The sequence below is a fragment of the [Haemophilus] ducreyi genome (assembly GCF_900109315.1).
Lineage (GTDB): Bacteria > Pseudomonadota > Gammaproteobacteria > Enterobacterales > Pasteurellaceae > Haemophilus_B > Haemophilus_B ducreyi.
The window spans coordinates 1-15,224 of the sequence record NZ_FOJC01000012.1 but is presented as its reverse complement, the minus strand read 5'-3'; the positions used below and the strand labels follow the sequence as shown (position 1 = coordinate 15,224).

13 protein-coding genes are annotated in these 15,224 nt (G+C 37.8%); 9 read left to right on the top strand and 4 right to left on the bottom strand.

Annotated features, from left to right (window positions below; translation table 11 throughout):
• Position 1: 1 nt before the first annotated feature.
• A complete protein-coding gene (gene rluC, locus BMX01_RS07555) occupies positions 2–964 on the bottom strand; it encodes a 23S rRNA pseudouridine(955/2504/2580) synthase RluC (RefSeq protein ID WP_064082235.1) in 963 nt (320 codons plus the stop codon).
• Between the two features lie 166 nt (positions 965–1,130).
• On the opposite strand from rluC, the gene BMX01_RS07550 reads away from it, so the two are divergent.
• Both BMX01_RS07550 and BMX01_RS07545 read left to right on the top strand, forming a co-directional pair.
• Positions 1,131–3,626, top strand: a complete 2,496-nt coding sequence (locus BMX01_RS07550) for a TonB-dependent receptor (RefSeq protein WP_064082234.1) — start codon at positions 1,131–1,133, stop codon at positions 3,624–3,626.
• 171 nt (positions 3,627–3,797) lie between these two features.
• Positions 3,798–4,706 carry a mechanosensitive ion channel family protein gene (locus tag BMX01_RS07545; protein ID WP_064082233.1) on the top strand — a complete coding sequence of 303 codons (909 nt, stop codon included), beginning with the start codon at positions 3,798–3,800 and terminating at the stop codon, positions 4,704–4,706.
• A 62-nt stretch (positions 4,707–4,768) separates the two neighbouring features.
• Here the strand turns inward: BMX01_RS07545 and BMX01_RS07540 are convergent, their stop codons facing one another.
• From BMX01_RS07540 to BMX01_RS07530, 3 genes are all read right to left on the bottom strand, one after another.
• Positions 4,769–5,968: an aromatic amino acid transporter gene (locus tag BMX01_RS07540; protein ID WP_064082232.1), complete on the bottom strand. Its 1,200-nt coding sequence runs from the start codon at positions 5,966–5,968 to the stop codon at positions 4,769–4,771.
• 55 nt (positions 5,969–6,023) lie between these two features.
• A complete protein-coding gene (gene asd / locus BMX01_RS07535) occupies positions 6,024–6,917 on the bottom strand; it encodes an archaetidylserine decarboxylase (RefSeq protein ID WP_064082231.1) in 894 nt (297 codons plus the stop codon).
• A 152-nt stretch (positions 6,918–7,069) separates the two neighbouring features.
• Positions 7,070–7,429, bottom strand: coding sequence for a ComEA family DNA-binding protein (locus BMX01_RS07530; RefSeq protein ID WP_064082230.1), 360 nt, complete (start codon positions 7,427–7,429; stop codon positions 7,070–7,072).
• A gap of 312 nt (positions 7,430–7,741) precedes the next feature.
• Here BMX01_RS07530 and BMX01_RS07525 point away from each other — a divergent pair, with 312 nt between their 5' ends.
• The 7 genes from BMX01_RS07525 to tuf all read left to right on the top strand — a co-directional run bounded on the left by BMX01_RS07525 (position 7,742) and on the right by tuf (position 15,171).
• Positions 7,742–8,968 (top strand): LysM-like peptidoglycan-binding domain-containing protein, encoded by a 1,227-nt coding sequence (locus tag BMX01_RS07525; RefSeq protein WP_074648025.1) that lies wholly within the window; start codon positions 7,742–7,744, stop codon positions 8,966–8,968.
• 66 nt (positions 8,969–9,034) lie between these two features.
• Entirely contained in the window at positions 9,035–9,475 is a 441-nt protein-coding gene (locus tag BMX01_RS07520; protein WP_078179354.1) for an MliC family protein, read from the top strand.
• 74 nt (positions 9,476–9,549) lie between these two features.
• Positions 9,550–10,590: a lipopolysaccharide heptosyltransferase II gene (gene waaF, locus BMX01_RS07515; RefSeq protein ID WP_064082228.1), complete on the top strand. Its 1,041-nt coding sequence runs from the start codon at positions 9,550–9,552 to the stop codon at positions 10,588–10,590.
• Between the two features lie 148 nt (positions 10,591–10,738).
• Positions 10,739–11,113 (top strand): 30S ribosomal protein S12, encoded by a 375-nt coding sequence (rpsL, locus tag BMX01_RS07510; RefSeq protein WP_005543325.1) that lies wholly within the window; start codon positions 10,739–10,741, stop codon positions 11,111–11,113.
• Between the two features lie 136 nt (positions 11,114–11,249).
• Positions 11,250–11,720: a 30S ribosomal protein S7 gene (gene rpsG / locus BMX01_RS07505; protein WP_064082227.1), complete on the top strand. Its 471-nt coding sequence runs from the start codon at positions 11,250–11,252 to the stop codon at positions 11,718–11,720.
• A 98-nt stretch (positions 11,721–11,818) separates the two neighbouring features.
• Complete coding sequence (gene fusA, locus BMX01_RS07500; protein WP_064083364.1) at positions 11,819–13,924, top strand: elongation factor G; 2,106 nt, start codon at positions 11,819–11,821, stop codon at positions 13,922–13,924.
• Between the two features lie 62 nt (positions 13,925–13,986).
• Entirely contained in the window at positions 13,987–15,171 is a 1,185-nt protein-coding gene (tuf, locus tag BMX01_RS07495) for an elongation factor Tu (RefSeq protein WP_064082225.1), read from the top strand.
• Positions 15,172–15,224 lie beyond the last annotated feature (53 nt).

Sequence of the window (15,224 nt, the reverse complement as noted above, 5' to 3'; positions counted from 1 at the left end):
TTTATTTCTCCGCACGTAACTTGGCTAGAATAGTTTTTAAATGGTGATCTAATGGCGCGGTAATGAACATTTGTTCAGCAGTTTTAGGGTGTTCAAAACGGATACTGTGTGCGTGTAAAAATAATCGATTTAAGCCCGCTTGTTTGAGTTTTGCGTCAAATGCTTGATCACCATAGCGATCATCACACGCAATAGGGTGCCCTGCATATTGGGTGTGTACCCGAATCTGATGTGTTCGGCCTGTTATAGGTGATGCTTTAATTAAGGTGGCGTTTGGATATCGTTCTTCAATTGAGAAGCGGGTCTCGGACGGTTTTCCTTGTTCACTCACTTTAACAATACGTTCTCCGCTTTGTAGCTCATTTTTAAGTAAAGGCGCTTTGATCACGTTAATATGTGCTTGCCATTGACCGCGTACTAGTGCCAAATAATCTTTTTGTACCACTTTTTCACGTAATTGTTCGTGTAATGCGCGTAATGCAGAGCGTTTTTTGGCTACGAGTAGGATACCTGAGGTGTCGCGGTCAATACGATGTACTAATTCTAAAAAACGAGCTTGTGGACGTAATGCACGTAAGGCTTCGATCACACCAAAACTCAAGCCACTGCCTCCATGTACGGCAATACCAGATGGTTTATTAAGGACTAACATTACATCATCTTCATATAAAATATGTTGTTCTAGTTCAGCCACTTTATTTAATTTAGTTGAAATGGGCGCTTCATTTTTAGGCGTGACTCGCACGGGCGGAATTCGCACGATATCATTGTGTTGCAGTTTATAGTCGGGCTTAACTCTTCCTTTGTTCACGCGCACTTCACCTTTACGCACAATGCGGTAAATCAAACTTTTAGGAACACCTTTAAGTTTTGCGAGCAAAAAATTATCCAAGTGTTGCCCTGCTTCATCATCAGAAATAGTAAAAAATTGCACATTGGCGGAGATAGTTTGTTCAGTTGTCATCGTATTACTTTGCTATAAAAAATTGGACTAATTCTATCATACTCTCAAATTATCGACTTAAAATTAGCGGTTAAATTCTTCTCATAATTTTACATTAAAAAATGATTGCTTTATTTCTTGAAGAATTTAGTATTAGCATACTATTTCCATAATATAATTAAGGTTTATGAAGTTAAATAAAATTAGTCTTTTCGTTTCATTGAGTTTATTCAGTACTCAGATGTATGCTAATACGGAACTCGGCACTATTTATGTGAAGGGAAATGTAAATTCAACATCGTCAGGCAAATATTCTTTTACAGAGAAATTATTCAATACTAAATTGCGCGCTAATTCGCATATTAGTGATGCGTTAGCTTCTTTGCCTGCTGTACAAGTATCTAATACGCATAATGGCAATACATTAGGTGAGATTATGCCGCAAAATATATCATTCCACGGTGAGCGTTATTATAATAATAATTTTATGCTTAATGGTATGGGGATCAACGATAATATCAATCCGATTGGTTTAGGTGCGAATGGTGTTATTAATGTTAATGCAGTCAAAACAATCAATCCTGAGCATATTCCAATAGGGCATCCACAAGCATTTTGGTTAAGTCCAGATTTAATCGGGAAAGTGGATGTTTTGGAAAGTAATGTATCAAGCCGTTATGGTAGCTTTACTGGCGGTGCAGTTGATGCGCAGTTAAAAGAACCAAATGCAGAGCGAGCGTCTGGTGCTATATCATATCGTACAACGCACAGTGCTTGGACTAGGTTCCATCTTGACGGCGCTTATAAAGATGAATTTCAACGTGCCACCTCGCCATTATTACAACCTAAATTTGATAAGCATGAAACAACTATTCAGTTAAATCAACCGCTTTCTGCACATTCAGCGTTGTTATTTGCATATAGCCGTCAACAAAGTGCGGTGCCACAGCATCAACAATTCCTGCATAAATGGGTAGGACGCCATCGCCGTAATGAAAGCCTATTATTAAGCTATAAAAATGAAGTGAATGATAATAACCGCTTATTAGCAAATGCTATTTATGCACCACATTATGCAGATGAATATTTAGATAATGCATTAGATGGTCGTTTTCGTATTAGTGGTGGTGGGTTGTTAGCTAATATTAAATGGGAAAATTATAACAGATTGGGTTTGCTTACTAGCGAATTATCCTATCGTCATAATAGAACGCAAACAAAATATGATGCAGATACGCTTTATCGTTATACTAAAACAGATAGCATTAATTGGATCTCTGATCCAAATACAGAAGAAGCGACCAAAGGCGGTATTGGTAAGCGTTATACAGAACAAAAAAGTGTTCAGCTTAAACAGCATTTACAATTTAAAAAGCTTGAATTAGCGCATACCACACATGAGCCAAATTTAGGTTGGGAATGGCAATATAATCAATCGGCATTAAAACAGCCTAAATTAGCACGACAATATACCGGTGCAAGGAAATATTATGCAGAGGGTAAACCGTTTGATATTGAAAATTGTACGGATTGCATACCTAAAGAGCAATATTTCACGTCAAAAGTGGATTATTTACCGCTAAATGGCAAAGTGAATCATCAACGTTTAGCATTTTATTTAGAAGATAAAATTAAATGGCATGATGTAACATTTGTACCGGGTGTGCGTTTTGATTATACGCAATTTACGCATAAATGGAGTGTCGCACCACGCACTTATTTAGACTACGATTTATTTGGGCAAGATAAAACACATTTTAGTGCTGGATTTAACCGTTATTATGCTGGTGATTTTGTGGAATATAAATTGCGATCGGCTTTTAACGCGAGTAATGAATATGATCGTGACACCTATGATAGTGAATGGAAATTGACCAAGTCGCAGTTAAATATCGCTTATAAAGGCAATAAAATTAAAACACCATACAGCGATGAATGGAATGTTGGTGTTAACCAAAAGATTGCAAATAGTGTTTGGCAGTTAAAATGGGTTAAACGCCAGAGTAAAGATCAATTCATCACCCAAGTTGATTTTGATGCAAAACCTCAACAGCGTTGGTTATCTAATTTAGGTAAAGGTACACATCACACTGTCAGTTTAGAAGTAGAAAATATTGCACCTATTCAAACGCAATATGCTGAACTTGGCTGGCAAGCAGGCCTAGCATGGACCAAAGCACGTACTAACCAAACCCGAGATTATACACAAATGGATTGGAATAATTTTGGCGTTAAAAAGATGTTACATAATGGCAAGTTAGATACGGTAGACCATTTACCTGCGCAAGATTTTAATCTGCCTTGGAAAGGTTATGCACAGCTTGATAGTTATTTCCCATCGCTTAATTTACGTTGGGCTCAGCGTATTAATTACGAATCTGCAAGTAATCAATATGTTTTAAACGGATTTCGTTGTAAAAAGGAAGAACTAGCTTGTCAGGGCTATGAAGGAAGTGTCGTTAAGGTCAATAAACGTAGAAATCCACATAATATAACGTTGGATTGGTTTTTTGATTGGAAAAAACCATTAACCAACAACAGAATATTATCAGTGAATATGAGTATATTAAACGTGCTAAATCGTGTGCAAAAAGCTAATCAAGTAACTGAAGATCACGAGAACTATTACCAAACGTATCGCCCTGGTCGTCAATTTTGGTTAGGGATTAAATATGAATGGTAATGCGATTAGCATCAGGTAAGCGGTTTTTTGCCATCAAATTTGCCCTTAAATTGTTGAAGGATAATATAATTTTAGTTGCGTTATGTTTGTCCTTTAGGCAAAATTAGGTCTTGTTTTTTGATTAATTCTCCAGCCAATGCTGGAGAATTTTGTTTAATAAAGGAAATAAAAATGTCAGACTCAGTAGATAAAGTAGAAAATATTGACGTGATTGCAGAAACTGCCAAGGTAATTGATAAAGTTAGTGGTATGGATATGAAAACGGTATTAAATGAATGGTTGATTCCTTATGGTACTAAATTGTTATTGGCCATTATTATTTTTGTATTGGGTAAATATATTGCACGTGCTATCAGTAAATTAATGGGCAAAGCAACTTTTGCTTCAACCAAAGATGAAATGCTACAAAGTTTTGTTAGATCAATTAGCTATTTCTTACTGTTGTTAATTGTTGTGATTGCAGCATTATCTCAATTGGGGATTAATACCAGTTCATTGGTGGCTTTAATCGGTGCAGCCGGTTTAGCGATTGGTTTATCCTTGCAAAATTCATTACAAAATTTTGCGGCAGGTATTATGTTGTTAATCTTTAAGCCCTTTAGAAAAGGTGATGTAATTGAAACTAGCAGTATAGTGGGAATAGTGCAACAAATGGGATTATTAGTGCTAGAACTGCGCTCAGGCGACAATAAAACAGTTTTAATTCCAAATGGTAAGGTTTTCTCAGATAGCATTATTAATTATTCCAAAAATGGAGTTCGCCGAATTGATTTCACTTTTGATATTTCATATGAATCGAATTTAAAACAAGCCAAAGAAGTCGTGATGGCTATCTTAGCCAATGATGAGCGAGTATTAAAAGAACCACAACCGGTTGTTGCTGTTGGCGCTTTATCTGCACACAGTGTACAGCTAATTGTACGTCCGTGGGTGAAGACCGAAGATTACTGGACGAGCTATTGGGGTATTATTGAACAAGTCAAACTTAAATTTGATGAAGTAGGTATCGCTATTCCATATAACCAAATGGATATTCATATTACAAATGACAAAGTATTATCAATTAAGTCGCAAAAATAATAGATAAGCGGTTAGATTTTCATAAAAAAAACGGGACAATCGAATTGTATTGTCCCGTTTTTTTAATTGAAGACAGGTAAAATTTCAAACATAGCAAGGAAATGGAAAATTGCCGTACAAACACCAAATAGCAAGACTGACGTAATCACCAATAAATGCCCTTTCCTAGCTTTATAGGCTAATAAAGCGGGGATAATACAGGTCCATAATGTTGCGACAGCACCGGCATAACCGATCGCTTTTAAGAAACCAAGAGGTGCAATTAATGAAAATACTAACGGCGGTAGAAAAGTCGCCGCCCAGCTTTTCATACGACCGATTTTACTATTATCAAATTTAAAGAAATCAGCTAAGAAATCAAAGGTTCCCAAACCAACACCAATAAAAGAAGAAAGAATAGCAGCCATTGAAAAAGCATTAATTGCCTGCCGAACATAAGGCGATTCAACAACTTTACCGACAGTATTGAGTAATATTTCTAAATCACCATTGCTGGCAATAATGGGTAGAAATTGTTGGCGCGGTAAGTTGCCAAAAATACTTATAATCCATAATAGATAGAGAATTAAAGCAATAAATGTACCGCTTGCAATCGCATATTTTGCTTTTTGTTCTTCACCATAATAGGCGCGCATTGATGATACTGAGTGATGATAACCAAAAGACGTTAAAGCAATAGGAAACATTGCTAACGCATATTTAGCGTATTCACCTTGCTGATTTTGTTGGTCAAATAAGGTTGGTAGATCGATATTGATCACTAATCCAGAAATACTAAAAGCAAAAGAAAATGCCATAAACAGGATCAATAACACTGAAATACGATCAACTAAACGAGTCGAATGCCACACAAAGAATGAAAAGATAAAGACAAAAATAGTTGACCAAATGCGATTACTGTATTCACCTAATTCAAAAGTTGAGTTGGTTAGGTTGGATAAAATTCCACCAGAAGCGGTTGTATAGGCATAAAGTAAAATGCCACCAACAAAATAAACGGCAAGATTATTTACAATATTAATTTGATTGCCTAACAAATCTCTGGTTACCGTATTGAAAGAGGCGCGTGCATCATAATTTTGGTAGACATTGAGTAAGAGCCAACCAGATAAGGTCATAACAATCATCGTTAATGTTAAGCTAATAATTGACCAAATTGTCCATGCCCCAGCCCCTGAAGTGGGTAAGCCGAGCATACCTGCTCCAACACATACACCCGCAATAATGCAGGCACCGCCAAAAATAGAAGGTTGTTTTTGCATAAAATTCCTATACAGATAATAAAGAAAAAACGACAGTAAGCCATGCTTTAACCAATTATTTAATAATTTTAGCGAGGCGTTCACCCATACGTGTTTCAACACCTGCTTGTAAATGCGAGGCCAGTTCAACGGTCGCTTGTGGAAATAGGTTAATCACGGTTGAGCCTAAGCGGAAAGCACCCATTTCATCGCCTTTTTTCAAATGAATGGCTGTTTCACCTGTGGTTTGGTAGTTATATTCAACTACATCTTTACTACGCGGTGGATTAATAATACCCGCCCAAACGGTGCTAATACTTGCCGTGATCGTTGCCCCGACTAGGATTTGTACCATTGGACCGAATGCCGTTTCAAGTTCACAAATAACTCGTTCATTCCGAGCGAATAAATTCGGGATATGTTCAGCTAAAAATGGATTAACCGAAAACAAATCGCCCGGTACGTAAATCATCTTTTTCAATGTCGCATCGCATGGCATATGAACACGATGGTAATCACGTGGCGATAAATAAGTTGTGATAAAACTACCATTTTTAAATGACTCCGCCATTTCTTCATCATTTGCTAACAATGTTTCTAATGTGAAATAATGCCCTTTTACTTGTAATAAACGATTTTCGTTAATCTGGCCTAACTCACTGATTTTACCGTCTGCAGGTAAGCAAACCGCTTGATCATCTTGATTGATTGGCCGTGCATTTTCTTTTAATGGACGAAGAAAAAACTCATTGAATGTGGTATAGTCGGCTGGATTGGTTTTCTCTGCTTCAGCTAGATTAACATTATACTGTTTTGCAAAAATTCGAATTATAAAATGTGTCACCATTCCCCATTTTTGTTCCGCTAACCAACCAGCTAAGCGAGTAATAGGTAATTGAGGGAAAAGGTATTGGCAAGCTACTTTAACACGTTGCCAATAGGTTGGCGTTGAATATGATTTTAGAGACATTTTGTTATATCCTTTTAGTCTAGAGAGTTTTACAACGATAAACTACAAAGTATAACAGAAAGAAAAGGCATTTGCCTATCTGCAAAAAAGCACTAAAAAGCAGAAATAAGCTTAATATTATTTCTGCATTTATTGATTTTATGTAAATGAAATTATTCCAAAATGATGCGGTCGTGATTTTTCTCTAAAGTCGCTTTACCAATACCAGAAACAGCAGTAATTTGATCTATATGAGTAAAATTGCCATTTTTTGTTCGATAATCAACGATTGCTTGCGCCTTTTTCTCTCCAATACCGGTTAATTTTTCTTGAATTTCAGCCGCGCTCGCAGTATTGATATTCACTAGCTGTGCTTTATGGGCCATAGTGGTTGAATTTGTGTCAGTAGGTATTTTTACTGCTGAATTTTTTTCTACAACCGCTTGTATTGCGGAAGTTGCGTCCTTTGCTAAGACATTGCTAGATAATGTGCAAATAAATAAGCTAAATGCTATTTTTTTCAGTATATTCATAATTTTCCTCTTTAAGTTAAGTGATTTATAAGTGTAAATTTAAGAAATATTCTATTATTTGCCAAGCATTTGAGCAATTTAAGTTAATAATTTTTGCGATTTTGATCGAGAAAATCGCTATTTTTGTGGTCTTAAGTAATAAGCTAATTGAAAATAGGATTAGGCATACTGAATAGTTAAGTAAATTTTTTATAAAATTAGCCCGCTTATGGCTATTTTTATCAAAATAGTGTGCTGATCTTGGTGAAATACTTTAAAATAGCCAACCTATATTCAATTGAATACTCCTCATTTTTAAAGTTGGAATCTTAAATGTCAAAAAATCATTTTCGTAAAGAGCCTACATTTGGCAATTTTACCCTTGCTTCATCAAATACTAAGGTGGCAGATGTAACCCATTCACCTATGGATAATAAAACATCAAATGTGACCGTTTCATTACGCTCTAATAAAGTACCAGGATATACCTTTACACCTATTATGACACGCCGTGTAGATAGCACAACAAAACTAGTATCAATTGAGGAACAACAAATATTGAAAACGGAACATAATATTGCATCAGTAGAAACTGAAACAGATAACACGGTAACAACACATATCGCTGAATCTGTTACAGTTGAACATACACCAACAGCTGAAAAGCATACAATTAATGTTAGTCAGAATGAGCGAGTTATTCAAAAAACCACCGCTTCCTCTGCTAATGTAGAAAAAACTGAATCGGAGGATGCTATGGTTAAATTCCGTCGTTTAGGATTAGTCGCAGCATTAGCTGCAGTGCTAGTGGGTATCTTTTTTTGGTTAAAACCAAATACACCTACAACAGTGAGTGAATTACAATTTCAACAAAGTGGTTCATTGCCGATAGAATTTCGTCCAATTGATGAGGAAGAAGCAAAACGTTTAGAAGCGCAAACTAAAGCAGAACAAGAAGCGTTAATTGCTCAGCAACATGCGGATCAATCCAAATCAGAAAATACCGCTACAGAACAACCGCAAACAGATAACTTAACTGTAGCAGATGCAAGTGGACCTAACGAACCGCAGGCAACAATGCCTGAACAAACAGAAAAACAGCCGGTAACAGCAATCACTGCAAATGAATTTAATGCTAAGAAAGAGAAAAATGAACAACTAGATCAGTTAGTTAAAAATGTTGAGCAAGGTAACCCGGTTACACAATCGAAACCCGTCACTAAATTAGCTAAAGCAGAAAAAAATAGCACAACAATGAAAGCTACAACATCTGCAAAAACGGATACTTCAATTAAGCCGTCATCTGATAAAGCTACGCAAGCGGTCAGCAAAACATTAACAGTGCCAAAAGCAACTTCATTAATGCAATTATTCAGAGAAAATGGGCTGAATATTTCTGACGTGAATGCGATGAGCAAAGTAAATAATATCGTCAGCAAGTTGAACGTAGGTGAACGAGTGACTATTCGTGTAGATAAAGATAATCGCGTGACTGAAATGAGTATCGGATCTGGTGGTAAATTTACCCTCCAATCAGACGGTACTTATAAATATAAATAATAAAAGTTGAAGAGCAATGAGATAACCATTGCTCTTTTTGTAAAATTAGCTAAGGAGTATGCTATTGTGAGCAAAACATCTTCTGTTGCGATGTTCTTATTAATCAATCTATTTGGCATAATAGGTTGCACTATTTCAGCACCGCCGATTGAACGAGTAAAAAATATGCAACTTATCTCTCATTCAGCACTCCCCCAAACATCACTTAAGCAAAAAGTCACGCTTGTCAAAGAATTATCTGTAGCACAATTTATCTGTAAAGATAATGTAGTCGTTAAAGTACAACAGCAGAAAAAGGAACAAGTCGCACAAACAAAATATCACAAAAATAATACCGCTATTTCCGTAACTTATCTCAATTCAACGCATACTTTATCGCCAACAGTGGCACAAAATGGCAAGCGATATAGCAATATTCGTTGGACCTGGACAGAAAAACAAGGCAAAGGCACTTTAACAGACAACAGTGATAAAATTCTTGCGAGTGAATGTATTCGTAAACCTTAGAATAAGCGGCCTATTTTATAAGGCTATTTGCAATTTTTGCCATAATATAGCCCGCTTTATTGTAGAGAACTGATATGAAGATTTTGATTATAGGGCCCTCTTGGGTAGGCGATATGGTGATGTCACATTCGCTGTATCAACAACTTAAACAGCAATATCCAAAGAGTCAGATTGATGTAATGGCGCCTGATTGGTGCCGGCCATTATTAGCAAGAATGCCAGAAGTGCATAAAGCTATAACGATGCCTATTGGGCATGGGGCTTTTCGTTTGATGGAACGTTATCAAATAGGTAAATCTTTGCGTAACCAATACGACCTAGCCATTGTATTACCAAACTCATTCAAATCTGCGTTTATTCCTTTTTTTGCAAGGATTGCTCATCGTCGCGGTTGGAAGGGTGAAAGTCGCTACTGCTTGCTAAATGATCTGCGCACAAATAAAAATGATTATCCTATGATGGTACAACGCTATGTAGCGTTAGCCTTTAAAGCAACACAAGTGCCAAAACCAGACGATTTACCGATAGCATTCCCATATCTGCAAACACAAGCGGATGAAATAGCACAAACAAAAGCAAAATTTGCGCAAAAACTGACCGCTACAGAAAATCGCCCGTTAATAGGCTTTTGTCCAGGCGCAGAATTTGGTCCAGCAAAATGTTGGCCACATTACCATTATGCAAAATTGGCAGAAATACTGATAGAAAAAGGCTTTGCAATTTGCTTATTTGGTTCCAAAAAAGATCAAATAATAGCAGAACAAATTCGCTTAGGTTTAGCTGAACATTCTCAACGCTATTGCATCAACTTAGCGGGGCAAACTGATCTTAATCAAGCCGTCGATTTAATTGCCGATTGCCGCGCGATAGTCAGTACTGACAGTGGATTAATGCACATTGCTGCAGCGTTAAATAAACCGCTTGTTGCTTTATATGGCCCAACAAGCCCATCATATACGCCCCCCCTGTCTAAACAAGCGGTCATTATTCGCTTGATTGATGGCGGACTGATAAAAATTCGCAAAGGCGAAGCACAAGAAGGCTACCATCAAAGTTTAATAGATATTACACCGGATCGTGTTGTTCAAGAATTAAACCAACTATTGGCTTGTTAATATCCTGATTTAAAAAAGCATAAAACAGCAGGAAAATCGTTGATACTTGACTTTTTCGATAGCTTCTCATAAAATCTACTGCCCTTTCTTTATTGATGAAAGGATATTTTTTAATTTTATTTTTAATAATGTTAACTGGAGCTTTTAAATGGCAACTATCAACCAATTAGTACGCAAACCGCGTGTGAAAAAGGTTGTAAAAAGCAACGTTCCTGCATTAGAGGCTTGCCCGCAGAAACGTGGCGTGTGTACTCGTGTATACACTACTACACCTAAAAAACCGAACTCAGCATTACGTAAAGTATGCCGTATTCGTTTAACCAATGGCTTTGAAGTAACCTCATATATCGGCGGTGAAGGTCATAACTTACAAGAACACAGTGTTGTATTGATCCGTGGTGGTCGTGTTAAAGACTTACCAGGTGTACGTTACCATACTGTCCGCGGTGCACTTGACTGTGCAGGCGTTAAAGATCGTAAACAAGGTCGTTCTAAATACGGCGTTAAACGTCCTAAAGCTTAATAGAACTCTGTTAAGTAAGGCCAAACGTCTAAATTAATCAAAAATTTAAACCATGAACTCCAGTCAATCGTGATGAGTTATCACACACAGTAGATGAGTTTTGGATTATCCTGAATATATAAACGGAGTATTTGCAATGCCACGTCGTCGTAGTGTTGAACCTCGCAAAATTCTTCCAGATCCGAAGTTCGGTTCAGAATTACTTGCAAAATTTATTAATGTTTTAATGGTAGATGGTAAAAAATTTACTGCAGAATCAATTATTTACGGTGCTTTAGAAATGTTATCTCAACGTACTGGTAAAGAAGCATTAGAAGCTTTTGAAGCCGCATTAGAGAACGTACGCCCAACAGTAGAAGTTAAATCTCGTCGTGTTGGTGGTTCTACTTACCAAGTACCTGTTGAAGTACGTCCAGCTCGTCGTAACACATTAGCTATGCGTTGGATTGTTGAAGCAGCACGTAAACGTGGTGACAAATCAATGGCATTACGTTTAGCGAATGAGCTTTCAGATGCTGCTGATAACAAAGGTACAGCTGTGAAGAAACGTGAAGACGTTCACCGTATGGCTGAAGCTAACAAAGCGTTTGCTCACTATCGTTGGTAATCGTCTAATAATGTGTCTAAAAAGGCTTCATCCAAATGGTGAAGCCTTACCCTTATTAAGAATTTTAATTTAAATCCCAAACAAGGTAATAAATAAAAATGGCTCGTACAACCCCTATTTCACTTTACCGTAACATCGGTATCAGTGCGCACATCGATGCGGGTAAAACAACAACTACAGAGCGTATCTTGTTCTATACAGGCGTAAGTCACAAAATCGGTGAAGTTCACGATGGTGCTGCAACAATGGACTGGATGGAGCAAGAACAAGAACGTGGTATTACTATCACTTCTGCTGCAACTACAGCGTTCTGGTCAGGCATGTCACAACAATACCAACAACACCGTATCAACGTTATTGATACTCCAGGACACGTTGACTTTACTATTGAAGTAGAACGTTCAATGCGTGTGTTAGATGGTGCGGTAATGGTTTACTGTGCTGTTGGTGGCGTTCAACCACAATCTGAAACTGTATGGCGTCAAGCAAATAAATATGGTGTTCCACGTATTGCATTTGTAAACAAAATGGACCGTACAGGCGCTAACTTCTTACGTGTTGTTGAACAAATCAAAACACGTTTAGGTGGTAATGCGGTTGCATTACAGCTACCAATTGGTGCTGAAGATAACTTCACCGGTATTGTTGATTTAGTAAAAATGAAAGCAATTAACTGGAATGAAGCAGACCAAGGTATGACATTCACATATGAAGATATCCCTGCAGAGAGGTTAAGTGAGTGTGAAGAGCGTCGTGCTATGTTAGTTGAAGCAGCTGCCGAAGCATCTGAAGAACTAATGGAAAAATTCTTCGAAGCGGGCGATTTAAGCGAAGAAGAAATTAAAACAGCATTACGTCAACGCGTATTAGCGGGTGAAATTATCCCTGTTTGCTGTGGTTCTGCATTCAAAAATAAAGGCGTACAAGCAATGCTTGATGCGGTTATTGATTATTTACCAGCACCAACAGACATTCCTGCAATTAAAGGTATCAATGAAGATGAATCTGAAGGCGAGCGTTATGCAAGCGATGAAGAACCATTTGCAGCATTAGCATTTAAAATTGCAACAGACCCATTCGTTGGTAACTTAACTTTCTTCCGGGTTTATTCTGGTGTAATTAATTCTGGCGATACGGTATATAACTCCGTAAAACAAAAACGTGAGCGTTTTGGTCGTATTGTACAGATGCACGCTAACAAACGTGAAGAGATCAAAGAAGTTCGTGCAGGTGATATCGCAGCAGCTATCGGTTTAAAAGAAGTCGGTACGGGTGATACATTATGTGCACAAAATGCACCGATCATTCTTGAGCGTATGGAATTCCCTGAACCGGTAATTTCTGTAGCAGTAGAGCCAAAAACTAAAGCAGACCAAGAAAAAATGGGTCTAGCATTAGGTCGTCTTGCTCAAGAAGATCCGTCATTCCGTGTTCATACTGATGAAGAATCAGGTGAAACGATTATTTCAGGTATGGGTGAGTTACACTTAGATATTATCGTTGACCGTATGCGTCGTGAGTTCAAAGTTGAAGCGAACATTGGTAAACCACAAGTATCTTACCGTGAAACAATTCGTACACGTGTAAATGATGTTGAAGGTAAACACGCAAAACAATCTGGTGGTCGTGGTCAGTATGGTCATGTTGTGATCGACTTATATCCATTAGCTGCTGAAGGTCCTGGTTATGAATTCGTGAATGAAATTAAAGGCGGTGTGATTCCTGGTGAATTTATCCCTGCTGTTGATAAAGGAATTCAAGAACAACTTAAATCTGGTCCATTAGCGGGCTATCCAGTAGAAGATATCGGTGTTCGTTTACATTTCGGTTCATACCATGATGTTGACTCATCTGAATTAGCGTTTAAACTTGCAGCATCTTTAGCATTTAAAGCAGCATTTGCAAAAGCTAATCCAGTATTACTTGAGCCAATTATGAAAGTTGAAGTGGAAACTCCACCTGATTATGTTGGTGATGTTATTGGTGACTTAAGCCGTCGTCGTGCAATGGTTAATGGTCAGGAAGCAACAGAATTTGTTGTTAAAATTAATGCTGAAGTTCCACTTTCAGAAATGTTTGGTTATGCAACAGATTTACGCTCACAGACTCAAGGTCGTGCATCGTATTCAATGGAACCATTAAAATATTCTGAAGCGCCAACTAGCGTTGCAGCAGCAATTATTGAAGCTCGTAAAGCTAAATAATATTTTTTTTAACCTGAGCCATAGCAATAGGGTTATGGCTCCTTTTTTAGGAATCTATCAAAGTGTCTAAAGAAAAATTTGAACGTACAAAACCGCACGTTAACGTGGGTACAATCGGCCACGTTGACCATGGTAAAACAACTCTAACTGCAGCAATTACTACCGTATTAGCAAAACACTTCGGTGGTGCTGCGCGTGCATTTGACCAAATCGATAACGCGCCTGAAGAAAAAGCGCGTGGTATCACCATCAATACTTCTCACGTTGAGTACGACACTGAAACTCGTCACTATGCTCACGTTGACTGTCCAGGACACGCCGACTATGTTAAAAACATGATTACTGGTGCGGCACAAATGGACGGCGCTATCTTAGTTGTAGCAGCAACTGATGGTCCTATGCCTCAAACTCGTGAACACATCTTATTAGGCCGCCAAGTTGGTGTTCCTTACATCATCGTATTCTTAAATAAATGCGATATGGTAGATGATGAAGAATTATTAGAATTAGTTGAAATGGAAGTTCGTGAACTTCTTTCTCAATATGATTTCCCAGGTGACGATACTCCTATCGTTCGTGGTTCAGCATTACAAGCATTAAATGGTGTGCCTGAGTGGGAAGAAAAAATCATTGAATTAGCACAACACTTAGATTCTTATATCCCTGAGCCTGAGCGTGCGATTGATAAACCTTTCTTATTACCAATCGAAGACGTATTCTCAATTTCAGGTCGTGGTACAGTAGTAACCGGTCGTGTTGAGCGTGGTATCATCAAATCAGGTGAAGAAGTTGAAATCGTAGGGATTAAAGAAACGACAAAAACAACAGTAACCGGTGTTGAGATGTTCCGTAAACTATTAGACGAAGGTCGTGCGGGTGAAAACGTAGGTGCCTTATTACGTGGTACTAAACGTGAAGAAATCGAACGTGGTCAAGTATTAGCGAAACCAGGTACAATTACACCACACACTGATTTTGAATCAGAAGTTTATGTATTATCAAAAGAAGAAGGTGGTCGTCATACTCCATTCTTCAAAGGTTATCGTCCTCAGTTCTACTTCCGTACAACGGACGTAACAGGAACGATTGAATTACCTGAAGATGTTGAGATGGTAATGCCTGGTGATAATATCAAGATGACAGTAAGCTTAATTCACCCTATCGCGATGGACGAAGGTCTTCGTTTCGCTATTCGTGAAGGCGGTCGTACTGTAGGTGCCGGCGTTGTTGCGAAAATCATTAAATAATTAGCAATTGCTTATTTTATTTTAAAAGGCGTATCTTGTGATACGCCTATTTC

Coding starts and splice junctions, on each gene's coding strand:
- rluC (WP_064082235.1), bottom strand. CDS start 964: ATGACAACTGAACAAACTATCTCCGCCAATGTGCAATTTTTTACTATT.
- BMX01_RS07550 (WP_064082234.1), top strand. CDS start 1,131: ATGAAGTTAAATAAAATTAGTCTTTTCGTTTCATTGAGTTTATTCAGT.
- BMX01_RS07545 (WP_064082233.1), top strand. CDS start 3,798: ATGTCAGACTCAGTAGATAAAGTAGAAAATATTGACGTGATTGCAGAA.
- BMX01_RS07540 (WP_064082232.1), bottom strand. CDS start 5,968: ATGCAAAAACAACCTTCTATTTTTGGCGGTGCCTGCATTATTGCGGGT.
- asd (WP_064082231.1), bottom strand. CDS start 6,917: ATGTCTCTAAAATCATATTCAACGCCAACCTATTGGCAACGTGTTAAA.
- BMX01_RS07530 (WP_064082230.1), bottom strand. CDS start 7,429: ATGAATATACTGAAAAAAATAGCATTTAGCTTATTTATTTGCACATTA.
- BMX01_RS07525 (WP_074648025.1), top strand. CDS start 7,742: ATGTCAAAAAATCATTTTCGTAAAGAGCCTACATTTGGCAATTTTACC.
- waaF (WP_064082228.1), top strand. CDS start 9,550: ATGAAGATTTTGATTATAGGGCCCTCTTGGGTAGGCGATATGGTGATG.
- rpsL (WP_005543325.1), top strand. CDS start 10,739: ATGGCAACTATCAACCAATTAGTACGCAAACCGCGTGTGAAAAAGGTT.
- rpsG (WP_064082227.1), top strand. CDS start 11,250: ATGCCACGTCGTCGTAGTGTTGAACCTCGCAAAATTCTTCCAGATCCG.
- fusA (WP_064083364.1), top strand. CDS start 11,819: ATGGCTCGTACAACCCCTATTTCACTTTACCGTAACATCGGTATCAGT.